The sequence below is a fragment of the Sphingopyxis sp. BE235 genome (assembly GCF_031457175.1).
GTDB lineage: Bacteria > Pseudomonadota > Alphaproteobacteria > Sphingomonadales > Sphingomonadaceae > Sphingopyxis.
The window spans coordinates 1,047,245-1,071,178 of the sequence record NZ_JAVDWC010000001.1; the positions used below are offsets into that span (position 1 = coordinate 1,047,245).

At 65.2% G+C, this 23,934-nt stretch carries 20 protein-coding genes; 12 read left to right on the top strand and 8 right to left on the bottom strand.

Annotation, left to right across the window (positions count from 1 at the left end):
* Window positions 1-7 precede the first annotated feature (7 nt).
* The 10 genes from J2X38_RS04930 to J2X38_RS04975 all read left to right on the top strand — a co-directional run bounded on the left by J2X38_RS04930 (window position 8) and on the right by J2X38_RS04975 (window position 12,543).
* Window positions 8-925, top strand: a complete 918-nt coding sequence (locus J2X38_RS04930; RefSeq protein WP_310251858.1) for an MBL fold metallo-hydrolase — start codon at window positions 8-10, stop codon at window positions 923-925.
* Window positions 926-1,564 (top strand): DUF4230 domain-containing protein, encoded by a 639-nt coding sequence (locus J2X38_RS04935; RefSeq protein ID WP_058536736.1) that lies wholly within the window; start codon window positions 926-928, stop codon window positions 1,562-1,564.
* 64 nt (window positions 1,565-1,628) lie between these two features.
* On the top strand, window positions 1,629-2,339 hold the full coding sequence (locus J2X38_RS04940; RefSeq protein ID WP_310251860.1) for an adenylate cyclase: 711 nt from the start codon (window positions 1,629-1,631) through the stop codon (window positions 2,337-2,339).
* Between the two features lie 71 nt (window positions 2,340-2,410).
* Complete coding sequence (gene nadA, locus J2X38_RS04945; protein ID WP_310251862.1) at window positions 2,411-3,400, top strand: quinolinate synthase NadA; 990 nt, start codon at window positions 2,411-2,413, stop codon at window positions 3,398-3,400.
* A gap of 128 nt (window positions 3,401-3,528) precedes the next feature.
* A complete protein-coding gene (locus tag J2X38_RS04950; RefSeq protein WP_310251864.1) occupies window positions 3,529-4,623 on the top strand; it encodes a DUF2853 family protein in 1,095 nt (364 codons plus the stop codon).
* A gap of 987 nt (window positions 4,624-5,610) precedes the next feature.
* Window positions 5,611-5,874 carry a GlsB/YeaQ/YmgE family stress response membrane protein gene (locus J2X38_RS04955; RefSeq protein WP_058536733.1) on the top strand — a complete coding sequence of 88 codons (264 nt, stop codon included), beginning with the start codon at window positions 5,611-5,613 and terminating at the stop codon, window positions 5,872-5,874.
* Between the two features lie 119 nt (window positions 5,875-5,993).
* The gene (locus tag J2X38_RS04960) at window positions 5,994-6,263 is read left to right on the top strand and encodes a GlsB/YeaQ/YmgE family stress response membrane protein (RefSeq protein ID WP_058536732.1); all 270 of its coding nucleotides are present in this window, start codon (window positions 5,994-5,996) and stop codon (window positions 6,261-6,263) included.
* Window positions 6,264-6,553: 290 nt separating this feature from the next.
* Window positions 6,554-7,744: an efflux RND transporter periplasmic adaptor subunit gene (locus J2X38_RS04965; RefSeq protein WP_082639653.1), complete on the top strand. Its 1,191-nt coding sequence runs from the start codon at window positions 6,554-6,556 to the stop codon at window positions 7,742-7,744.
* Between the two features lie 46 nt (window positions 7,745-7,790).
* A complete protein-coding gene (locus J2X38_RS04970; protein WP_310251868.1) occupies window positions 7,791-11,207 on the top strand; it encodes an efflux RND transporter permease subunit in 3,417 nt (1,138 codons plus the stop codon).
* A gap of 70 nt (window positions 11,208-11,277) precedes the next feature.
* Complete coding sequence (locus tag J2X38_RS04975; protein WP_310251870.1) at window positions 11,278-12,543, top strand: DUF445 domain-containing protein; 1,266 nt, start codon at window positions 11,278-11,280, stop codon at window positions 12,541-12,543.
* 86 nt (window positions 12,544-12,629) lie between these two features.
* On the opposite strand, the gene J2X38_RS04980 is transcribed toward J2X38_RS04975, so the two are convergent.
* Window positions 12,630-13,424, bottom strand: a complete 795-nt coding sequence (locus tag J2X38_RS04980; RefSeq protein WP_310251872.1) for an SDR family NAD(P)-dependent oxidoreductase — start codon at window positions 13,422-13,424, stop codon at window positions 12,630-12,632.
* 46 nt (window positions 13,425-13,470) lie between these two features.
* Here J2X38_RS04980 and pepN point away from each other — a divergent pair, with 46 nt between their 5' ends.
* Complete coding sequence (gene pepN, locus J2X38_RS04985) at window positions 13,471-16,062, top strand: aminopeptidase N (RefSeq protein ID WP_310251874.1); 2,592 nt, start codon at window positions 13,471-13,473, stop codon at window positions 16,060-16,062.
* A gap of 180 nt (window positions 16,063-16,242) precedes the next feature.
* Here pepN and J2X38_RS04990 read toward each other — a convergent pair whose 3' ends face one another.
* From J2X38_RS04990 to J2X38_RS05010, 5 genes are all read right to left on the bottom strand, one after another.
* On the bottom strand, window positions 16,243-16,563 hold the full coding sequence (locus J2X38_RS04990) for a multidrug efflux SMR transporter (RefSeq protein ID WP_058536726.1): 321 nt from the start codon (window positions 16,561-16,563) through the stop codon (window positions 16,243-16,245).
* Window positions 16,564-16,712: 149 nt separating this feature from the next.
* Window positions 16,713-17,312, bottom strand: coding sequence for an ABC-type transport auxiliary lipoprotein family protein (locus tag J2X38_RS04995; protein WP_082639652.1), 600 nt, complete (start codon window positions 17,310-17,312; stop codon window positions 16,713-16,715).
* Between the two features lie 8 nt (window positions 17,313-17,320).
* On the bottom strand, window positions 17,321-18,262 hold the full coding sequence (locus J2X38_RS05000) for an MlaD family protein (protein WP_058536725.1): 942 nt from the start codon (window positions 18,260-18,262) through the stop codon (window positions 17,321-17,323).
* Between the two features lie 9 nt (window positions 18,263-18,271).
* On the bottom strand, window positions 18,272-19,126 hold the full coding sequence (locus tag J2X38_RS05005; protein ID WP_231732738.1) for an ABC transporter ATP-binding protein: 855 nt from the start codon (window positions 19,124-19,126) through the stop codon (window positions 18,272-18,274).
* A complete protein-coding gene (locus tag J2X38_RS05010) occupies window positions 19,126-20,232 on the bottom strand; it encodes an ABC transporter permease (RefSeq protein WP_058536724.1) in 1,107 nt (368 codons plus the stop codon). The genes J2X38_RS05005 and J2X38_RS05010 overlap by 1 nt, the downstream gene beginning before the upstream one ends.
* 101 nt (window positions 20,233-20,333) lie before the next feature.
* On the opposite strand from J2X38_RS05010, the gene J2X38_RS05015 reads away from it, so the two are divergent.
* On the top strand, window positions 20,334-21,053 hold the full coding sequence (locus J2X38_RS05015; RefSeq protein ID WP_310251879.1) for an HAD-IB family hydrolase: 720 nt from the start codon (window positions 20,334-20,336) through the stop codon (window positions 21,051-21,053).
* Between the two features lie 107 nt (window positions 21,054-21,160).
* Here J2X38_RS05015 and J2X38_RS05020 read toward each other — a convergent pair whose 3' ends face one another.
* Window positions 21,161-22,453: a cystathionine gamma-synthase family protein gene (locus J2X38_RS05020; RefSeq protein WP_310251881.1), complete on the bottom strand. Its 1,293-nt coding sequence runs from the start codon at window positions 22,451-22,453 to the stop codon at window positions 21,161-21,163.
* 69 nt (window positions 22,454-22,522) lie between these two features.
* The gene (locus J2X38_RS05025) at window positions 22,523-23,929 is read right to left on the bottom strand and encodes a DASS family sodium-coupled anion symporter (RefSeq protein ID WP_310251883.1); all 1,407 of its coding nucleotides are present in this window, start codon (window positions 23,927-23,929) and stop codon (window positions 22,523-22,525) included.
* Between the last annotated feature and the right edge of the window lie 5 nt (window positions 23,930-23,934).

The following is a 23,934-nucleotide window of genomic DNA, read 5'->3' on the forward strand; positions in this document are numbered from 1 at the left end:
GGGCGGCATGAGCGAAGAAAAGCCCTGGCCCGACAGCATCCGCGCCGGCGAGTGCGAACAGCATGAGCCGCTGGTGCGCCGCGTGCTCGCGCCCAATCCGTCGCCCTATACCTTTACCGGCACGCAGACGTGGATCGTCGGGGCGGGCAGCGACGTTGCGGTGATCGATCCGGGTCCGACGGGCTCGGGGCTCAGCATCGGCGATCCTGCAGACATCAACGGCACCGGTCATGTCGACGCGATCCTGCGCGCGACCGAAGGCCAGCGCGTCGCCGCGATCCTTTGCACGCATACGCACCGCGATCATTCGCCCGCCGCGGCGCCGCTGAAAGAAGCGACGGGCGCGCCGATCATCGGTTGCGCGCCGCTGGCGCTGTCCGACGACGGGCCGCGCGCTGATTCGGCGTTCGACCCCGATTATTCCCCCGACCGCGTGCTCACCGACGGCGAGCGCATTTCGGGCGACGGCTGGACCCTCGAAGCCGTTGCGACCCCCGGCCACACCTCGAACCATCTCTGCTTCGGCCTCGTCGAAAGCGGCGCGCTGTTCACCGGCGATCATGTCATGGCTTGGTCGACGAGCGTCGTCAGCCCGCCCGACGGCGATATGGCCGCCTATATGGCGAGCCTGTCGAAGCTCTATGACCGCGAGGATCGTGTCTATTATCCCGCGCACGGCCCCGCGGTGACCAAGCCGCGGCAGCTGGTGCGCGGCATGCTCGGCCACCGCAAGCAGCGCGAGCGGCAGATTTTGCGCGAACTCGAAAAGGGGACGAGCGTGATCCCCGACATGGTCAAGCATATGTACAAGGGACTCGACCCGCGGCTCAATGGCGCCGCCGGCCGCTCGGTGCTCGCGCACCTGATCGACCTTCGGACGCGCGGGATCGTGCGTGCGCATGACGAAGAATGGGAACTTGCCTGAATGACCTCTGCTTCCCCAGCGCGCCTTGCGCCCCGCCTGATCCTGCTTGCCGCCGCGGCGCTGCTGCTCGTCGCCGTCTGGTGGGCGGTCGCGGCGTGGCAGGACTGGCAAAAGGGCTATGATCCCGAAACCGTCGTCGCCGCGAGCCTGCAGGGCCTGCAGGAACAGAATGTGCTCGTGCCCTTTACCGCGCGTTATGTCGCCGTCGTAACCTCGACGCAGAGCCGGCTGGGGCTGAGCGCCAAGAAGACGCTGATCATGCCGGGCACGGTCCGCTACGAACTCGACCTCGGCAAATTGAAGCAATCCGACCTCGACTGGGATGCAGCGACCAACGCGCTCACCGTCACGCTGCCGCCGTTGCGGCTCGCGGGCCCCGAGATCGATATCGACGCGATCAGCGAATATCGCGACGGCGAGATCTTGCTGACGCTGACCGACGCTGAACGCACGCTCGACGCCGCGAACCGCAAGCGCGCGCAGGAGGAACTGATCGCGCAGGCCAAGGGCGCGACACCGATGCGCCTCGCGCAGGGTGCGGCGCGCACCGCGGTCGAGCAGAGCTTTGCAATGCCGCTGAAAGCCGCGGGGATCGATGCCAAGGTAACCGCGCGCTTCGCCGACGCGCCATCTGGGTAAATCCCCGCTTTCGGTAGTTTCGAGGCTGCGCTATTCTCGCTCCCGGTCGGGCAGGGGGACAGGCATGGCTAGTACCGCGGGGGGCGCCGCGCGCGCCGAACTTTTCTGGCATCGCATGGCGATCGGCCTCGCGATTTTTATCGTCTTCGGTTTTCTGCAATTCGCGCTGAGGGGCTTCGTCGATCCGGTCGCGGCGCCCTTCTGGGTGCATCTGCACGGGGTGGCGATGCTGGCATGGCTGGCGCTGCTGATCGTTCAGCCGACGCTCGTCTCGCGCGATAATCTCGCGCTGCACCGGCGGCTTGGGTGGATCGGCGCGGGGCTCGCGCTGTTCATCACCGGCCTCGGCATCTTCACCGGCCTCGCGTCGCTGGTGCTGAACCGCTTTCCGCCCTTCTTCACGCCGCCTTATTTCTTCGCGCTCACGACTGTGGAATCGCTGGTCTTTGGTCTGATGGTGTGGGCGGCGATCCGGCGGCGCCATACGACCGCGTGGCACCGGCGGCTGATGATCGGGGCGACGATCGTCATTCTCGAACCAGCGCTCGGCCGGATATTGCCGATGCCGCTGATGATCGGCTGGTCGGACATTCCGATCGGGCTAATCCAGCTGGGCGTTGTCGGCATCATCGCGCTGTACGACCGGCGAATGCTGGGCCGCATCCATCCCGCGACAAAAGCGATCGCGGCGATTGTCATCGCGGTGCGCATCACCATCTATCTTTTGGCGATGACGCCCCCTGTCATCGCGCTCGCGGAGCGGCTTGCCGGTTGATAGCCGAATTGCCCTGTCGCGGGCGGCGGTGTAGGGGGTGCGCCAAGGCTAAAGCCATATAAGGAAAAGCGATGACTGCTCCCATTCGCGAGAATCTCTCGGGCCTCGACCTGCGCGCCGAAATCGAGCGCCTGCGCAAGGAGCGCAATGCCGTCATCCTCGCGCATTATTACCAGAAGCCTGAGATTCAGGACCTCGCCGATTTCGTCGGCGATTCGCTTGAGCTGTCGCGCAAGGCCGCCGACACCGACGCCGATGTCATCGCTTTCTGCGGCGTCAAGTTCATGGCCGAGACCGCGAAGATCCTCAGCCCCGAAAAGATCGTGATCCTGCCCGATATGGACGCGGGATGCAGCCTCGAGGACAGCTGTCCGCCCGAACAGTTCAAGCGCTTTCGCGAAAAGCATCCCGACCATATCGCGCTGACCTACATCAACTGCTCGGCGGCGGTGAAAGCGCTCAGCGACATCATCGTCACCTCGTCGAGCGCCGAGACGATCATCAGCCAGATCCCCGAGAGTCAGCCGATCATCTTCGGCCCCGACCGTCACCTTGGCGGCTATCTCAACCGCAAGTTCGGGCGCGAAATGTTGCTGTGGCCGGGCGTGTGCATCGTCCATGAGGCGTTCAGCGAAACCGAGCTGATCAAATTGAAGGCGCAGCATCCGGGTGCCCCGGTCGCGGCGCACCCCGAATGCCCGCCGCATATCGTTGACCATGCCGACTATGTCGGTTCGACGAGCGGCATCCTGCAGTTCGCCAAGAGCTTCCCCGGCGACACGCTGATCGTCGCGACCGAGCCGCACATCATCCACCAGATGGAACTCGCGCTGCCCGAGAAGAAGTTCATCGGTGCGCCGGGGGCCGACGGCAACTGTAACTGCAACATCTGCCCGTACATGGCGCTCAACACGATGGAGAAGCTCTACATCGCGCTGCGCGATTTGAAGCCGCAGATCGAGATGGAAGAGGGCCTCCGCCTCGCTGCGCGCAAGAGCCTCGACCGGATGCTCGAAATGGCGTCGGGCACGATCGGCAAGGGCGATCTCGGCAAGCGATAGCCCCGATTTCCCGCCGCGATGTTTGCTTTCGCGGAAAATGATATAAGTTCCGCCTCCTAAGACGCGAGTCTCGCCCCCCGTGCGAGCGTCTGACGACGAACCCTTGCGTCTAAGCAGGAGGAAATCGCATGGCAGAAGATTGGCTGGCGGATGTCAGGAAATATGTCGCGGACGCCGACGAAAATGTGGTGTCGGCGATCGTCAAATATCTCGGCATCGCTCTCAGAAACCGCGATTCCTCGCTCGTTTCCTTTACCGACACAAAAGAAACCGACCGCGTCCGCGAAAACTTCCTCAAGAAAAAACTGGGGCTGACCGATGACGACGCCACGCTCGATGCGGCGATCGCCGGGGTCGGCGAACGGATGAAGGAAGACCGGACCAAGAACCGCGTCACCGTCTATTATCTCCTCGCGCAGCATTTCGGCCTGCTTACGCTCTTTGGCGGCGCGGCTGGTGCTGCGGGCGCCGCCGCAGGGCTCGCCGCCGTCGGCGGGCTGGACGGCGATTCCGGCAAGGATGATGACACGACCTCGGCCGTCCCGCTGGCTGCGGCGGGTCTCGCCGGCGCGTCGGCCATTCCCGCCGCCGCGGCCCCGCCGCCGGCGGCATCGCCCGCGGCTCCGGCGCCGTCGGCGGCAAGTCCGCAGACCGCCTATTCGGGCGGTGATGGCGAAAGCGAAAAGAGCGGCGGCATGGGCTGGCTGCCCTGGCTTCTGCTGTTGCTCGTTCTGGCGGCGCTGCTGTTCTTCGGCCTGCGCTATTGTTCGAAACAGGATGCGGCGGTTGCCCCGGCCACCGACGAGACGGCGATCAGCGAGACGGTCGCGTCCACCGATACGGGAGCCGCGCCCGTCGCCGCCATCCCCGAGGGTGCCGGCGTCGTCGCGGCCGACCGCGAGGGCAAGCCGATGCTGACGGTTTATTTCGACACCGGCAAATCGGAGGTGTCGAACGACCTGACAACCGCGGCATCGTCGGTGAAAGCCTATCTCGACAGCAACCCCGCCGCGACGCTTGCGGTGTCGGGCTATAACGACCCGACGGGCAATGCCGCGGCCAACGCCGAATTGTCGAAAAACCGCGCGCAGAGCGTCAAGGCGGCGCTCGAGAAGCTCGGCTTCGCGGCCGACAAGGTCGTGCTCGAAAAACCGGCCGAGGCGACGACGACCGGGACCGACAATTCGGCGGCGCGCCGCGTCGAGGTCACCGTCAAAGGCTGATCGTCCACCGAGCATGAAGAGAGCGGGGCCTCCGGGTCCCGCTTTTTTTGCCGAGTCGCGACTCGTGGGCAAGAAAATCGACGTCGATTGGATGGCGGTGCCCGCGAGTCGGTTCGGATTTTGAATCCGAAAATGCTGCAGGGCTGTTACAAAAATGCTGCAGCGAATCCGCTTGTTGCTAATGCCGGACTTATCCACAAGCGCAGGCCGCCCGAGCCGGTTTTTCGCGCATTTTTTGTTGGCGCCCCGAAAGCTTCATGTCAGCTTCAAATCATCGGACGACAGAGACGCAGACCACCGGGACATCAAGGGTAGTTGCAAGACTAGCCAGAAGAGAACGGACGGATTGGCGAGGAAATCGACCGGTAGCCTGATCACGGAACGTAGCGATTCCCACGAGTTGATACGGACCCGATTGGGTACAGGAAACGCAGTCCATCGCTTGGGCAGCGACCGCTTCGGCGGACGCAAGAAGAGATGATGAAGGGCTTTCCAGGTGCGGCCGGCCCCCGAAAGGGGGCCGACCAAACCGTCGCCGGATTGTTCCGGCGTGCGCCGCAACGCATCGTTTTGCGGGCTGCTGATCGCAAGAGAAGCGGACCGGGATGAGGTGGAGCGAGGTACGTGGGGCAAAGCCGGATAGTGGGGGTTGGCAGCGATGTCGGCCCCCATTTCGCATGCGGCGGCCGGAGCGCCCGCATGGTGGCCGCGCATGTGCCGCGGACCCATCCCATTTATTTTCACCCCTGTGACTTTCGTCACATCAGCGTCAAACGCGGCTGCTTAGTGGCGTCTTGCGACCCGGAGACGTTCCCGATCAGGAACCGATCCCACTTTCCCGGCCGAGCCCACGCGGGCCGGCCGGGAACCTTTCGCTCCCGACCCGCATTCTTTCATCATCGTTGAAACGATGTCCGGGCGCGACCGGACGTTCGCATGATCGCCGGGCATCGGCGCTTGCCCGGCCGGTTCAGGAAGGGAAATATCATGGGTCTGATCATTACATTGATCGTCGGCGGCATTATCGGCTGGTTGGCGAGCATCGTCATGCGCACCGACGCGCAGCAGGGCATCATCCTAAATGTCGTCGTCGGCATCGTCGGCGCGTTCCTCGGGAATTTCCTCGGCAGCTTTTTCGGCATGGGCGCGAGCCTCGATGCCTTCAGTCCGATCGGGCTGCTCTGGGCCTTCATCGGCGCGGTGGTGCTGCTGGGCATCGTCAATCTGGTTCGGCGCGGAAGCGTCCGCTGAACGATGTGGCGGCGGGCGTGATCGCGCCGCCGCCATTCTGCTAGGCGATATCAAATATTTGGGTTACCAAGTGATGCCTGCAGGGTCAGGCGCCAACATCGATCGTAGGGGGTCATCTTATGACTTGGATTATCGCTATCATCATGGGCGGCATCATCGGCTGGCTCGCCAGTATCGTGATGCGCACCGACGCGCAGCAAGGCATTTTCCTCAACATCATCGTCGGTTGTGTCGGGTCGATCCTCGGCCGCTTGCTGTTCGGCAGTTTCCTGGGCGGCGGACATCTGCGCGGCAACGCCTTTGATCCGATGACCTTGCTCACCGCCTTCATCGGCGCGGTGATCCTGCTCGGGATCGTCAACCTCGTGCGGCGCGGCCGGGTCCGCTGACCGCCTGCCGATAACGGCTGGCCGTTCGGACCGGCCGGAAGAAAAGGGTGGCCGCCGCAGGGCGCGCCGCCCTTTTTCATGGCGGTAAGCACTGGAAATTGAACGAAGACAAGCCTATGAGCCGCGATCCGGGGCGCAGGGGGGATGGCGAAGTTTCGCCTCTTGCCAGTGGTGATTTAATTAGGTAATACACCTCGCAGTGGATTGATCCTGTCGTGCGGGGTCGAGGGGACAGGCGCGTCTGCGCCTGCCGCAGCATGATGCCGCGCAAGGCAGGGAGGGTTTTCGGCGTGAACTACGAGCGGAAAGTGGATGTGATGGACAGCCTGGCGGGCACGCAAAGCTTTTATGAAGACGCGGGCGACAGCCGCCGCAAGCGCACCTGGCTGATCGTCGCGCTGGTGCTGATCGCACTCGCCCTGGCGGCGACCTATTATGCCTTCACGAGCGGCAAGGCGGCTGCCGATGCCGACGCGGGTACGGCTGCGGCGCCCAACGTCACCGTGATCATTCCAGGCCGCGTTTCGGTCGAGGCGGCGATCTCCGCCAACGGCACGATCGCGGCGCGCCGCGAAATGCCCGTCGGCGTCGCGGGAGAGGGCGGACAGGTCCTTCGCGTCCTTGTCGAACCCGGCCAGTGGGTCGGTGCGGGCCAGACGCTCGCGGTCATCGACCGCTCGGTCCAGGCGCAGCAGGCCGCGAGCCTTGCCGCGTCGATCCGCGTCGCGCAGGCCGATGCCAAACTGGCGCAGGCCGAACTCGAGCGCGCGCAGGCGCTCGTCGGGCGCGGCTTCATTTCAAAGGCCGACATGGATCGCAAGCGCGCGACCCGCGACGCCGCCAACGCACGCGTTCGCGTCGCGCAGGCGCAATATGCCGAAGCGACCGCACGCAACGAGCGCCTCAATATCGTCGCGCCCGCCGCGGGCCTCGTGCTGACGCGTGACGTCGAGCCGGGCCAGATCGTCGGCGCCGGCAGCGGGGTCCTGTTCCGCATGGCGCGCGACGGCGAGATGGAAATGCTGGCCCAGATGGCCGAGGCCGATCTGGCCCGCGTCAATGTCGGCACGCGCGCGACGATCACCCCGGTGGGCAGCAACCTGAATATCGCGGGACAGGTTTGGCAGAAGTCGCCGGTCATCAACATGGAAACGCGGCAGGGCACCGTCCGCATCGCGATTCCGTACAGCGAGGCGCTGCGTCCGGGCGGCTTTGCCGACGCGCGCCTGATTGCCGGCACGGCGGAAGCGCCGCTCCTCCCCGAAAGCGCCGTGCAAAGCGGCGTCGAAGGCAATTTCGTGCTGGTGGTCGATGCCAATAACACGGTCCAGCGCCGTCCGGTGAAGGTCGGGACCGTGACCGACGGCGGCGTGTCGATCGCGTCGGGGCTTACCGGCACCGAAAAGGTCGTCGCGCTCGCGGGCGCTTTCCTCAACCCCGGCGACAAGGTGAAGCCGGTGGTACAGAAATCGTCGCAGTAACCGGCCAGCGGCGCATTAGAGATTCAGTGCACAAGGGCGTTTGATCATGAGCTTTCGCAACATTTCCGCCTGGTGCATTCGCAATCCGGTGCCGCCGATTGTGATGTTCATCCTGCTTCTTCTGGCAGGTGTCGTCAGCTTCAACCGGATGGACGTCAACGACAATCCCGACGTCGAATTTCCGATGGTCCAGGTGGTCGTGGTGCAGCCCGGCGCGGCGCCGTCCGAACTGGAGACGCAGGTCACCCAGCGTGTCGAGGCCGCGGTGCGCGCGGTCAGCGGCGTCGACGAACTGTCGTCCTATGTCGCCGAGGGCAACAGCCGGACGATGGTGCAGTTCGCGATCGGCACCCCGATCGACCGCGCCTATAACGACGTCAACCAGGCGGTACAGCAGATCCGCAGCGACCTGCCCGACGGCATCCTCGAACCGCAGGTCGTCCGCGTCGACGCCGCGGGCGGCCCGATCACCTATTTCGCCGTCGAAACGTCGGACATGACGCTCGAACAATTGAGCTGGTTCGTCGACAATACGATCGCCAAGGAACTGCTTTCGATCCAGGGCATGGCAAAGGTCAGCCGGTCGGGCGGGGTCAATCGCGAAATCCGCGTGATCCTCGACCCCGCGCGCATGCAAAGCTATGGCCTCACCGCGAGCCAGGTGAACCAGGAATTGCGCCAGGTGAACGTCAATGCCGCGGGCGGGCGTACCGAAATCGCCGGATCGGAGCAGGCGGTGCGCGTGCTCGGCAACGCCGAAAACGCCTTCCAGCTTGGCGAAACACGCATATCGATCGGCAGCGGCCGCACGATCCGCCTCGCCGATGTCGCGACCGTGACCGACGGCTACGCCGAACAGCGCAACCTCGCGAAGATCGGCAACCGCCAAGTGTTGAGCTTCTCGATCGAAAAGGCGAAGGGCGCCTCGGACGTCACGATCCACGACGAGGCGATGAAGAAGCTCGCCGAGATCAAGAAGGCGAACCCGCAGGTCGAATTCAAGATCCTCTTCACGCGCACCGAATATACCAAGGAACAATATCGCAGCTCGATGCTCGCGATGATCGAAGGCGCGATCCTCGCCGTGGTCGTCGTGTTCCTCTTCCTGCGCGACTGGCGCGCGACGCTGATCAGTGCGCTCGCGATCCCGCTGTCGGCGATCCCGACCTTCTGGTTCATGGACATGATGGGCTTTTCGTTGAACAGCCTGTCGCTGCTCGCGCTCAGCCTTGTCGCCGGCGTGCTCGTCGACGATGCGATCGTGGAGATCGAGAATATCGTCCGGCATATGCGAATGGGCAAAACCGCCTATCAGGCGTCGATCGATGCCGCCGACGAAATCGGCCTCGCGGTTGTCGCGACGACGATGTCGATCGTCGCGGTCTTCCTGCCCGTCGCGCTGATGCCTGGCATTTCGGGGCAGTTCTTCATCCAGTTCGGCATGACCGTTGTCTTCGCTGTGCTCGTCAGCCTGGCGGTCGCGCGCATGATCACGCCGATGATCGCCGCCTATTTCCTGTCGGCGCAGGGCGAGCAGGATCATGCCTCGGGCCCGTGGGTCGACCGCTATGAGCGCCTTCTCAAATGGACGCTCGACAACAGAAAGCATCATGCGGTGCGCGCGCGGTACGAGGCGCATCGGACGAAGCTCGCCTATCTGGCGGTTCCGCTGGTGCTCGCCGGTCTGTCGGTCCTTTATGCGATCTACGCCTATTTTCAGCCGGTCCCGGTCGGGCAGGACGCGCCCAATACGGCGATGTACTTCCTGCTGAAGACGCCTGTCGATGCGATCCTGACGTATCTCGGCGTCAGCCTGATCGCGATCCTGCTCGGCGCCCTCGCATGGCTCATCGGAATGCGCGAATGGGGCTTCACCAACTGGGCGAAGTTCATGGTCCAGCGTGCCTATGCCCGCCTTTTCGACCATCGCGTCTGGATTGTCGGCATCGGCTTCCTGTCGCTGGGGTTGAGCGTCGCCTTGCTGATGATCCTGCCGCAGCAGTTCCAGCCGACGATCAACAGCGACTACAGCCAGATCCGTTATGAATTGCCGCCGGGCTCGACGCTGGCGCAGAGCGAGCATATCTCGAACCAGATCAACGCGATCCTGTCGAAGGACAAGAATGTCGCAAACGCCTTTTACGAGGTCAACGTCAACGACGGCGGCGTCTATATCACGCTGAAGAAGAAGCGCGAAGTTACCAGCGTCGAATGGGAACGCAGCCTGCAGCCGCAAATGGCGGCGATCCCCGATGCGCGCGTGACCTTCCAGAGCCAGTCGGGCGGCTTTTCCGGCCGCGATATCACGATGGTCATCGGCAGCGACGATCCGGTCGCGCTCGAGAAGCATGCGCGCCTGATCGTGTCGCAGATGGAAAAGCTCAAGGAAGTGCGCTCGCCGCGGATCGAGGGCGATATTCCGCGCCCGGAAATCATCGTCAGCCCGCGGATGGACCTCGCCGCCGAACTGGGCGTGACCACGTCGGCGCTCAGCCAGACGATCCGCATCGCGACGATCGGCGATATCGACCAGAATGCGGCGAAATTCTCGCTGTCCGATCGCCAGATCCCGATCCGCGTGCTCCTGTCCGAAGATTCGCGTCGCGCGCTGGCGACGATCGAGAATCTGCCTGTGCCGACCGCGCGCGGGACGACGGTGCCGCTGAAGTCGGTCGCCTCGATCGGCTTTGGCGCGGGGCCCACCGAACTGCGCCGCTATAACCAGACGCGGCGCATCGTGATCGGTGCCGATCTGGCACCGGGCCTGGTGACCGGCGAAGCGCAGAAAAAGATCGATGCGTTGCCCGCGATCACCACGATGCCGCAGGGCATTCGCAAGGTCGTGCAAGGCGATCAGAAGTGGCAGGCCGAACTGATCATGAACTTCATGATTGCGGTGGTGTCGGGGCTCTTGCTGGTCTTCTCGACCCTGGTGCTGCTCTATCGCCGCTTCCTGTCGCCGCTGGTCAACATGTCGTCGTTGCTGCTCGCGCCGTTGGGCGGCCTGCTCGGCTTGTTGATCACCGGCATGGAAATCTCGATGCCCGTTTATATTGGCCTGCTCATGCTGCTCGGCATCGTCGCGAAGAACTCGATCCTGCTCGTCGATTTCGCGATCGAGGAAATGGACCATGGCGTCGAGAAGAATGCGGCGCTGCTCGACGCGGGGCGCAAGCGCGCGCAGCCGATCGTGATGACCACGGTAGCAATGGTCGCGGGCATGGTGCCGACCGCGCTGTCGCTGTCGGGCGACGGCGCCTGGCGCGCGCCGATGGGCGTCGTCGTGATCGGCGGCCTGATCCTGTCGACGCTGCTGACGCTGCTGATCGTTCCCGCGGGCTTCAGCCTTGCCGACAGCATCGAAAAGCGCCTCGGCCGCTTCTTCTCGAGCAACCTGCTGACCTATCGCAAGGGTGACGATACCAAGCCGCACGGCGCGCCCGCGCCCGAACCGGCGGAATAATGGGAGCGCGCCGGCGCGGTAAGCGACTGCGCCGGTTGCAACCTTTGCGGCATTTCGCCATTTGGTTCATATGACCGACCGCACGCTTTCCCGGCCGATTGGCGTCGCCATCCCGGCAAGAGGATCGAACATTCGCGTCGTCGCGACGGGTCTGCTCATCGTCATGGCGTTCGTTTTCCTCGGCGCGAAATATTTTCAGGACGTCCATCCCGCGATCGGTTTTGTCCGCGCCTTTGCCGAGGCGGCGATGGTTGGCGGGCTTGCCGACTGGTTCGCGGTTACCGCGTTGTTCCGCCACCCGATGGGGCTGCCGATCCCGCACACCGCGATCATCCCGCGTAACAAGAACCGGATCGGCGACACGCTCGCGCGCTTCCTGCTCAACAATTTCCTGCTGCCGCGCCTGATCGCGCGCAAGATGCAGACGGTCGATGTCGCGGGCGCGGTCGGAAAATTCCTGTCCGAACCGGGCGAGGGCGGCGGGCGCCTCCGGCTCGGCGCGTCGCGGATCATCGCCGACGGCTTGGGCGCGCTCGACCAGCAGCGCCTCGGCGGCATTGTCAAATCGGCGATCGCCGATCGCCTCCGCGAACTCGACGTCGCGCCTTTGCTCGGCCAGGCATTGCAGGCCGCGCTCGCCGAGGGACGGCACCAGCCGCTGCTCGACGCGATGGTCAAATGGGGGTCGAAGACGCTCGAACTCAACGAGCATCTGATCCACCAGATGGTGCACGACAATTCGAACGCGATCGTGCGCTTCACCGGGCTCGACGAAAGCATCTCGAACCGCATCGTCGCCGGGCTGTCGAAGCTGCTCAGCGAAATGGCGGTCGACGAGACGCACCCGCTGCGCATCCGCGTCGAGGAAGGACTCGCCAAAATGGCGCTCGACCTGCAGCATGATCCTGAAGTGAAGGCGAAGGTCGCCAAGGTTCGCGACGAGCTGCTCGAAAACAAGGCGGTCAAGCGCTGGCTCGACGGTTTGTGGGAGCAGGGGCGCACCGCGCTGCTCAAGGCCGCGCGCAACCCCGACACGATGCTCGCGGGCCGCATCGGCGAACTCGTCACCCAGTTCGGCGCGATGCTCGGCGAGGATGCGGGGATCAAGCGCACGCTCAACCGCTATGCGCGCCGCGCGGTGGTCGGCGTCGTCGACAGCTATGGTGAGACCGCGCTCAGGCTGGTGTCGGACACGATCCGTGGCTGGGACGCCAAGACGATCACCGACCGGCTGGAAAATGCCGTCGGCGACGACCTGCAATATATCCGCATCAACGGCACGCTGGTGGGCGGGCTTGTCGGCGTGCTGATCCATACGGTGGACGTGTTGATCTAGCTGCTTTCCCCGTCATTCCCGCGAAGGCGGGAATCCCGCTTTCAACCGCGCAGAAGCGGGACCCCCGCCTTCGCGGGGGTGACGGATTAGACCAGGCAGGCGGCCAGCCCATCGCGAAAACTTGGATAGCGTGGCGTCCAACCAAGCAACCGTTTCGCCTTGTCATTCGCAACGCGGCGGTTCTCGGCATAGAAGGCGCGCGCGGCGGGAGAAAGGCCCGCGTCATCGAGCGATTGCAACGGCGGCAACGGCGCGCCGAGCATCGCACAGCCCCATTCGACCAACTCATTCTGATGGCACGGCTCGTCATCGGCCAGATTATAGACGCCCGCCGATCCCCTGAACGATGCCATGACCCCGCCCGCGATGTCATCGACATGGACGCGGCTGAAAACCTGTTCGGGCAAGTCTATCCGATGTGCCCGGCCCTCGGCGATGCGATCGAGGATCGAGCGGCCGGGGCCATAGATGCCGGGGAGACGAAAGGTGCGGACATCGCCGCGCAGCATGCCCCAAGCCGCGTCGGCCGCGTTGCGGTCGGGACGACGGCCCTTGATGGCGGCACTTTCATCGACCCACGCGCCACCCGTATCGCCATAGACGCCGGTCGACGACAGATAGCCGACCCAGCCCGCCGGGGCGAGAGCAACAGCCTCGCCATAGCGCGCGAGCACCGGGTCGGCGCCCTCGGCGGGCGGCACTGATGACAATATGTGCGTCGCGCTGCGCAGCGCGCCGAGCACCGCGGCCTCGTCGGCAAAGGCAATACTGCCCTCGCGCCCGTCCTGCGTCGTCCCGGTCACCTCCCAGCCGCGCGCGCGGAGGCGGCCCCCGAGGTGGCTCGCCGCATAACCCATCCCGAAAATCAGCATCTGTCCCATCGCGCGCCTTATTGCGCGTCGGCGGCGCTGTGCCTAGATCGATCACATGACCGACGCCTCCTCAACCCCCGCCATCCCCGTCACCATTCACCGCAGCGACTATCGCGCGCCCGATTGGTCCATCCCCGACATCGCGCTCGATTTCGCGCTCGGGGTCGATGCGACGAAGGTCGGCGCGGCGCTGTCGGTGGTGCGCGATGCCGACGCTCCCGTGCCGCTCACGCTGCGCGGCGACGGGCTGACCCCGGCGGCGGTGCGCGTCGATGGCGAAGTGTGGAACGACTGGCGGATGGAGGGCAGCGACCTGATCGTCGACCTTGGCGAACGCACCGCGGCGGCGGTCGAGGTCGACACGGTGATCGACCCCGCATCGAACACCCAGCTGTCGGGGCTTTATGCCTCGGGCGGCCTGCTCTGCACCCAGTGCGAGGCCGAAGGCTTTCGCCGCATCACCTTCCACCCCGACCGCCCCGACGTGCTCAGCCGCTACAAGGTGCGGATGCAAGGCGACAAGGCCGCGTTCCCGATCCTGCTGTCGAACGGCAATTGCGTCGATCAGGGCGAAGATGGAAGCGATCATTGGGCGCTGTGGGAAGACCCATGGCCGAAGCCTTCCTATCTCTTCGCGCTCGTCGCCGGCGACCTCGTCGTCAACAAGGATAGCTTCACGACGATGTCGGGGCGCGAGGTCGAACTCGGCATCTGGGTGCGGGGCGGCGATGAGGATCGCACCGGCCATGCGATGCAGGCGCTGAAGGACAGCATGGCGTGGGACGAGCGCGTCTACGGCCGCGAATATGATCTCAACCTATTCAACATTGTCGCGGTCAGCGATTTCAACATGGGCGCGATGGAGAACAAGGGTCTCAACATCTTCAACACCCGCTATATCCTCGCCGATCCCGACACCGCGACCGACGTCGATTATGACGGGGTCGAGGGTGTCGTCGCGCATGAATATTTCCACAATTGGTCGGGCAACCGCGTCACCTGCCGCGACTGGTTCCAGCTCAGCCTGAAAGAGGGCTTCACCGTCTTTCGCGACCAGAGCTTTTCGGCCGACATGGGATCGCCCCCGGTCAAACGGATCGAGGATGTCCGCTTGCTTCGCGCCGCGCAATTCCCCGAGGATGCGGGGCCGCTCGCGCACCCGATCCGCCCCGACAGCTTTCAGGAAATCTCGAACTTCTACACCGCGACCATCTATAACAAGGGCGCCGAGATTATCCGCATGATGGCGACGATGGTCGGCCCCGACCGCTTTCGGAAGGGTACCGACCTCTATTTCGACCGCCACGACGGCGAAGCCGCGACGTGCGAGGATTTCGTACGCGCGATCGAGGAAGGCGCGGGGCTAGACCTCGCGCAATTCCGCCGCTGGTACGAGCAGGCGGGCACGCCGCGGCTCAAGCTGTCGCTGGCCGAAGAAGCCGGCCACTGGTCGCTCGATATTGTGCAGACGGTGCCGCCAACGCCCGGGCAGCCCGAAAAGCAGCCGATGATGATGCCGCTCCGCCTCGCCGCCTTTGCGATGGACGGCAGCGGCGACGCGCTCGCCGATACGCTCGTCACCGTGACCGGCGCAACGCAGCGCATCGCGCTCGGCAAATTTGCGGCGCGTCCGGCACTGTCGGTCAATCGCGGCTTTTCGGCGCCCATCATCGTCGATTTCGAGCGCGGCCCCGGCGAACTGGCGTGGCTCGCCGCGCACGACGACGACCCGTTCGCGCGCTACGAGGCGTTGCAGCAGCTGATGCTCGACACGCTCGTTGCTGCGGTATCGGGAAAGACGGGCGATCATCGGGCGGTGATCGACGCGGTCGGCCAGACGCTCGCCGGGGCGGCAAGCGACCCCGCTTTCGTCGCCGAGGCGGTGCTGCTGCCGAGCGAAGCCTTTATCGGCGACCAGATGGTCACCGTCGACCCCGACGCGATCCGCCGCGAGCGGCTCGCCTTGCAGGCCGCGATCGGCACCGCGCTCGAAACGAAATGGCGCGCGATCCTTGCGGGCAGCGCGCCGCCCGCGACCGACCTGTCGAGCAAGGCCAAGGGCGGCCGCCGCCTGCGCGGCGTCGCGCTCGCCTATCTCGCCGCAACGGGGGCCGACGATGCCCCGGCGCTGGCATTCCGCATCTTCTCCGACGCCGACGGCATGACCGAACGGCAGGCCGCGCTCGCGACGCTCGCGCATGGCGACAGCGACGAGCGCGTGGCAGCACTCGACATCTTCTATCAGCGCTATCGCGACAATCCGCTCGTGCTCGACAAATGGTTCCAGGTGCAGGCGTGGTCACTGCGCGCCGACACCGTCGATGCGGTGAAGGCGCTGGCACAGCACCCCGACTTCACGCTCGCGAACCCGAACCGTGTACGCTCGCTCTATGGCGCGCTGACGGGCAATCAGGCGGCGTTCCATCAGGCCGATGGTGCGGGCTACAAGCTGATTGCCGACCTCGTCATAGCGCTCGACCCGAAGAACCCGCAGACGTCGGCGAAGATGATCCCGCCGCTCGGCCGCTGGAAACGGTTCGACGAGGGGCGGCAGGCGCTGATGAAGGCCGAACTCGAGCGCATCCTCGCGCAGCCCGGCCTGTCGCGCGATGTAACCGAACAGGCGTCGAAGAGCTTGTTGGGGTGAGGGCGGCTTAGGGGTGGGGAGCCGTCGATGCTTCCTTACCCTTCGTCATCCCGGACTTGATCCGGGATCCCGCTTTTTGAGGCATCGGCAGGCTTTGATCTCAAGCGGGACCCCGGATCAAGTCCGGGTGACGAGAGTGTTGGAGGCGGCACCCGGTGGAAAACCGCCCCACGGTCTCGATCAGGCCGTCGAAAACAGCTTGGTCCCGGCGACGCCGATGACGATCAGCGCCATGAATCCGATCTGGACCGCGTTCACCTTCTCGCCGAACCAGAATATGCCGCCGATGATGACGCCGACCGCGCCGAGTCCGGTCCAGATCGCATAGGCGGTCCCGGCCGAAATCCCGCGCATCGCGAACGCGAGCAGCGCCATGTTCAAAAAACTGAGCGAGACGGGAACGACCGATGCCTGCCAGGTCCCGAGCGTCGCAGCCCATTTCAGGCTGAGCGCCCAGATGATTTCGGTAACGACGGCGATCGCGAGGATGACCCACGCCATGGCATAGTCCTTTCAAGTCAGCGGGCTCGAAAGGAAAGGGCACAGCCGGAAACCCGGAAGAGGCTGCGCGGATACAGGCGATATGATGCGGCGCCCTCTAGGCGCAGCGGCACGAAATGGCAATGGGCAGGCCGGTCTAGGTTCTGACCCTAGCCGCCCAGCCAGCCCGTAACCTCGACCGCGACCTTGTTCGCGGCGCGGGTCAGCGCCTCGCCGACGGGCTTCGCCTCGACCTTGCCGCCGATCGCCTCGCGCGCTTCGAAGCGGCGCTGCGTCACGGTCTTGCCGCCCGCCGACACCAGCATCGCCTGATAGACGACGACGACCTCGTTCGTCGCGGCGTCGACGCCGAACTCCATCAACTGCCCCGCTAGCTGTTCGCCCGGCGCGGTCAAATATTGCCCCTCGTCGAGTACGACGCGCGACGTGCGCGCCGACACGGTTTCGGACACCAGCCGCTGGAACAGGCGCGAGGGCGCCTCGACCCATTGCGCGTCCTTCACATAGGCGACACTCGATCCGTCCTGCTGCACCGGGATGCGCGTCGTGCGCAGCTTTTGCGGTGCGGTCGGGATCAGGATCGTCAGTGTCGCCGCTTCGGCCGCGGTGCGCGCACCGCCCGCGCTCGGCGCCGCGTCGGCGTCGAGCGTCAGCAGGAAGGGCGGTGTCTTGCCGCCGAGTCCGATGCAGCCCGAGAGCGTCACAGCCGCGATGACGGCAACCAGCGGGGCGCGGAATGTTCGCATCATGGGCATCCTCATTTCTTGTAGTCGGGCAGCTGGCTGCCGCCGAGAACCGCGCCCGCGCCCTGCTGGTCGAGCTTGTCGGTCAGGCTGGACAGCGAGGCAGAGGTGCGGCGCAGGTCGCGGATCAGCGCATTGGCTTCGGGGATCGTCGTTTCGCTGAACGTTTTGAGCCCCGGCCGCGCGTCGCTGATCGCGGCCTCGAGCGTCGCCATCGAGGCATTCGCCGATTTCAGCGTATCGCGCAGGTTCGCCATCGCGGGGTCGACGTTGCGGTCGATCGTGCCCTGCGCCGACGCCGCGAGGTTGCCGACCTGTTCGGCGGCGTTGCCCGCTTGCTGGATGGCGATGCGGGTATCGGCGAGCGCGCGTTCGAGCGCCGGCCCGTTGCGCGCGAGCGTCGCGGTGGTCGCTTCGACATTGGCCAGAATCTTGGCAAAGCTTTCCTGATTCTTGTCGTCGGCAAGTTCGGCGAGGCGTTCGCTCAGCGTCGACAGGCGTTGGAGCAATTGCGGCGCGGTGTTGAGCAGTTCGCCGAGGCCGCCGACGCGCGTCGGGATGACGGGCTTGCCCGCGGGCCCTTTGTCGGCGATCGGCGGCGCGCCCTTGACCGCGCCATCGAGCGAGATTTGCGACACGCCGGTGAAGCCGACGCCTTCGAGCGCGGCGGTCGTTCCCTGCAGCACCGGGACGCCCTCGTTCACCTCGATCCGGACGCGGACGAATTGCGGATCTTCGGGCCACAGCGCGATTTCGCGCACCTGGCCCGCGGGAACGCCGGAGAATTGCACCTGCGCGCCCTTGTTCAGCCCGTCGACCGATTGCTTGAAGAAAATGTCATATTCGCGCTTGTCGCCGCCGCTGTCGTTCGCCAGCCAGACGACGAAAAAGGCGAGCGCCGCGGTGAAGAGGAGGACAAAAGCGCCGACGAGGACGTTGTTTGAGCGTGTTTCCATCAGCTGTTCCTATCGCGGCTTCGCGGTTTGGTTCCCGCTTGCCGCAGCACGGCCGCGTGGCCCGTTGAAATAATCCTGTATCCACGGATGCTCGGTGGCAAGCAGTTCCGGGATTGTGCCGACCGCGATCACCTTCTTTTCGGCCAGCACCGCGACCCGGTCGCAGGTGGCATAAAGCGAGTCGAGGTCGTGGGTAATGAGGAAGACGGTAAGGCCCATCGTGTCGGCCAGTTCGCGGATAAGCTCGTCGAACTTCGCCGCCCCGATCGGGTCGAGCCCCGCGGTCGGCTCGTCGAGAAAGAGCAGCGCGGGGTCGAGTGCCAGCGCGCGCGCGAGGCCGGCGCGCTTGACCATCCCGCCCGACAGCTCGGCGGGATATTTCGGGCCGGCATCGGGGGGCAGGCCGACCATCGCGACCTTGTATGCCGCGATCTCGTCGAGCAGCCGCTGGTCGAGGCGCGGATAATATTCGCGCAGCGGGACCTGGATATTCTCGGCCACGCTCAGCGTCGAAAAGAGCGCGCCGCCCTGAAACATCACGCCCCAGCGCCGGCGCAGATCGCGCGATTCCTCTTCGTTGGCGATCGTGTCGAGCGTCTTGCCATACACTTCGATCTCGCCCGCGGTCGGCGTTTGGAGTCCGATGATCGAGCGCATCAGCACCGACTTGCCGGTGCCCGATCCGCCGACGACGCCCAGAATCTCGCCCGAACGGACGTCGAGGTTCAGATCCTCGTGAACCACGGCATCGCCGAACTGGTTCTTGAGCCCGCGGATGCAAATGGCGGTTTCGAACTTTTCGGGCCGCACCGCGTCGGCGGCGGCAAGCTCTTCCTTGATCTCCTGCTCGATCTCTTCGCTCATCAATTCCATCCCAGCGAAGAGAAGAAGACGGCGAACATCGCGTCGAGGACGATAACGAGGAAGATCGCGGCGACCACCGCCGATGTCGTGCGCTGGCCGACCTCCTCGGCATTCTGGCGCACCTGCATGCCTTCGTAACAGCCGGTGACGCCGATCAATATGCCGAACACGGGCGCCTTGATCAGCATGATGTAAAAATCGGTCATCGGAATGATTTCGCGCAGCCGCTGGATATAGGTGAGCGGCGGGATGTCGAGCCCGATCCAGACAAAGGCGCCGCCGCCAGCGATCGCGCACAGGCTGGCGTAGAAACCGAGCAGCGGCATGGTGATCGTCGACGCGGCGACGCGCGGCAGCACAATCGCTTCCATCGGCGAGACGCCGATCGTGCGCATCGCATCGATCTCTTCGGTCAGTTTCATCGTGCCAATCTGGGCGGCAAAGGCCGATCCCGAGCGGCCCGCGACCATGATCGCGGTCATCAGCAGGCCAAGTTCGCGGATCGAGGCGCGGCCGACGAGGTTGATCGTGAACACCTCCAGCCCGAATTGTTCGAGCTGCACCGCGCCCTGCTGCGCGATGACGATCCCGATCAGGAAGCTCATCAGGCCGATGATCGGCAGGGCGTCGACGCCGACGGTCTGGAAACGGGTGACAACGGCATTCCAGCGGAGGCGGCGGCGCGCGCGGATCTGGATGCCCAGCGCGACGATCATCGCGCCGAAAAAACCAACGATACCCAGCAGTTCGTGCCAGATCGCGACGCTGGCATGGCCGACCTGTTCGAGCATCCGCGCCCAGCCCGGGCGGCGATCGCGGTGGACGCGATATTCGCTCTTGTCGCTGGCGAGCGCCTCGAGCAGGCGCTGCGCTTCTTCGCTCGCGCCGACGACCTTCGAACCATGTTCCTTGGCGGTGCGTGTCACGATCCAGGCGCCGACGGTGTCGATGCGCTCGAGCGCCGACAGGTCGAGCGTCGCGATCGGACCCAGCGCATCGAGACGCGCGGGAACGTCACCCAGACGCGCGAGCGTCAGACGGCCAGTGAAGCGAACTTCGGCACCATCGGCACCGTCGCTATGTTCGAAATCCGCCCTGGCAACCATCGTGCGGGAACATTGTCTTATTTGCCCCATGACGGCAAGTGAATCCATGGTTTAGTTTGCCGGGCCTTGGCCGCCATGCCGGGCCACACTATGGGTGGGGGATGGAAGACCCGCTCGCCACGCCGATCCCCGACTATGCGCACCGCGTCGCGATGTACGACATGGACCGGACGATAACGCGTTCAGGGACTTACAGCGGCTTCCTGATGCATGTCGCGCGGCGGCGCCAGCAATGGCGGCTCTTGTTGCTGCCGCTCGTCGGGCTTGCGGGGGCGGCCTATTCGCTGCGCCTGATTGACCGCTCGCGGCTGAAGGCAATCAACCTCCGGCTGCTTGTGGGCAAGCGCTTTCGCCGCACCGAAATCGCGCCGCTCGCCGAAAGCTATGCCGACAAGGTCGTAGCGCGCGGGCTGCACTCCGCAGCGCTCGAGCAGATCGCCGCCGACCGCGAGGCGGGGTATCGGCTGCTGCTCGCGACCGCGTCGTTCCACCTCTACGTCGATGCGATCGCGCGGCGGCTCGGGATCGACGATGTGCTCGCGACACAGCTCGACGAGCCCGACGGCGCCGACCATATCCACGCGCGGCTCGCGGGCGACAATTGCTATGGCGAGGCGAAGTTCGCGCGGATCGACGACTGGATGGCGGCCAACGACATCACCCGCGATCGTGCGCATATCCGCGCCTATTCGGACCATGTGTCCGACCACCCGATGCTGCGTTTTGCCGACGAGGCGGTCGCGGCGACGCCATCGCGCAGGCTGAAATTGCTCGCCCCGCAAATGGGCTGGCAGGTCGTCGACTGGCGCGCGCGGCGCTGATTCTCCCCTCCCGTTTACGGGAGGGGTCGGGGGAGGGCCTGTTTTTCAGAGAGCGCCGTTTCCGACATGCCCTCCCCTAACCCCTCCCACAAGTGGGAGGGGGATTTTTAAACCGCGTCCAATGCCTGCGCGAAGTCGGCGATCAGATCATCGGGGTCTTCGATGCCGATCGACACGCGCACCAGATTGTCGGTGATGCCGAGCGCCTTCTTGCGCTCGATGGGAACCGACAAATGCGTCATCGCGGCGGGATGGCTCGCGAGCGTCTCAGTGCCGCCAAGGCTGACCGCGAGCTTTGCGATCTTGAGCGCGTCGAGGAAGCGGAAGCTTTCTTCCTCGCCGCCCTTGATGAACAGCGAGAAGGTTGATCCGGCGCCGGTGCAATGGCGATCGAAGATGTCCTTCTGGCGCGCGTCCTGAATGAAGCCGAGATAGCCGAGCCCGTCGACCTTGGGATGATCGCGGAGGAAGGTGCAGACCTTCAGCGCATTTTCGCCCGCGCGGTTCATGCGCAGTTCGAGCGTTTCGAGGCTGCGCAGCAGCATCCACGCGGTATTGGGGTCGCAGATGGTGCCGATCGTGTTGCGCATCGGTCGGATGATGTTGAGCAGCCGCTGGTCGCCCGACACGCCGCCCGCGACGAGGTCCGAATGGCCGCCGGCATATTTGGTGAGGCTGTAGACGACGAGTTCGGCGCCCTGGCGGATCGGCTTTTGCCACAGCGGGCCGAGAAAGGTGTTGTCGATCGCGATCGGCGGCTGCTGCTCGCCGGGGAAGGCGGCATCGCGCGCGCCGCGCACCGCTTCGACGTCGACGAGCGCGTTGGTCGGGTTCGCCGGGCTTTCGAGATAGACGAGCGCGACCTTGCCGCCCTTCTCGTCGGCGAGCGATTTCGCACGCGCCAGAATGTCGTCGATTTCCTCGCGCGTCGCGCCGGCGGGGAAGTCGAGGAAGCTGACCCCGAAGCGCGACAGGATGCGCGCGATCAGCGTTTCGGTCGCGGCATAGAGCGGACCCGAATGGACGATTACGTCATTCTGGCCGACGAGCGCGAGGAGCAGGGTCGCGATCGCCGACATGCCGCTCGAAAAGACGAGGCTGTCGTCGGCGCCGTCCCACACAGCGAGGCGGTCCTCGAGGATTTCCTGGTTCGGGCCGTTGAAGCGCGAATAGACGAGGCCGTCGGCCGGGCCTTCGCGCTTGCCGGTGATATGTTCGAAGAAGCGCTTGCCCGCCGCTGCGCTTTCGAACGCGAAGGTCGAGGTCAGGAAGATCGGCGGCTTCAGCGATCCTTCGGAGAGCACGGGGTCATAGCCGAGTCCCATCATCAGCGTGGCGGGACTGAGGTCGCGATCGCCGATTTTCTTGGTGTTGTTCTTGGGTTTGCCGCGCATGGCCATGGGAATGCTCCTTGAGGTGTTGGGGCCCTGTATAGCACGCAGGTTTCGTTTGAAACTATATTGCGCGGTTCATCCGACCATCGCGATGGTCCAGATCACCCCGATCAACAGCGGGACGCCGATAATGTCGAGCGCGAACCCCGCCTTCAATATGCGCGGCAGCGCGATATGGCCCGTCGCCCAGGCGAGCGCGTTCGGACCGGTCCCCGACGGCAGCATGAAGCCCCAGCTCGCCGCCATCGCAACGGGAAGCGCCAGCAGAATCGGGTCGACGCCGGTCGCCGCGATCAGCGCCGCGAGGACGGGCATGATCCCGCTCGCGGTCGCGACGTTGCTCGCGAATTCGGTGATCAGGATGGTGAGCGCCACGATAGTCGCGGCGAGGACGATCGTCGGCACGCTGCCGAGCGGTGCGAGCACCGCGCCGAGCCAGGCGGCGAGCCCGCTCGCGGTGATCGCGGCGGCGAGCGCGAGGCCGCCGCCGAACATCATGATGACGCCCCATGGCGCGCGGTCGGCTTCCTTCCAGAGCAGCAGCGGCCGGCCGGTGCCATCGGGCAGGATGAAGAGCAACAGGCTGCCCGCAACGGCGATCGTGCCGTCGGTCAGCGCGCCCTTGGGCAGCATCGGTTCGAGCCAGGGCTGCGCGATCCACGCGATGAGGACGATCAGGAAGATCGGGACGACGCGGCGCTCGGCGGTCGACCATGTTGCCTGCTTGCCGAGCGCCGCTGCCGCCGCACTGCCATCGAACGGATGGTCGGCAAGCCGCTGGACGCGCGCGAGAATCCACATGGCGATCGGGACCGACAGCAGCACGATCGGCACGCCATAGATCGCCCAGTCGAGGAACGAGATGCGCAGCCCGAGCGCCTTTTCGATAAGGCCCGCGGCGATCGCGTTGGTCGGGCTGCCGACGAGCGTGCCAAGCCCGCCGAGCGAGGCGGCGAAGGCGATGCCCATCATCACCGCGCCCGCGAAACCGCCGGTCTCACCCTCTTGCACGCCGCCCGCGCGCACGACCGCGAGGGCGATCGGGATCATGATCAGCGCGGTCGAGGTGTTCGAAATGAACATGCTGAGCAGCGCGGTCGCCGTCATGAAGGCAAAGAGTAGGCCGCTCGCGGTCGGCGAGGCGCGTTTCAGAAGCGCCAGTGCGAGCCGCCGGTGCAGCCCGACGCGCTCGATCGCGAGCGCCAGAAAGGCGCCGCCGAGGATCAGGAACAGGATCGGCGAATAATATTCCTTCGCGATCGCATTCGCATCCATCACGCCGAAGGCTGGCACGGTGAGGAAGGGCATGAGTGCGGTAACGGTGAGCGGCAGCGCCTCGGTCATCCACCAGATCGCCATCAACACGGTCAGCGCGGCGACGCGCCATGCGGTGGCTTCCATCCCGGCGGGTGCCGGGAGCAGAAGCATGATGCAAAAGACGACGAGCCCGCCGATCAACCCCAACCAGCGCGTGCGCGTCATCGGCC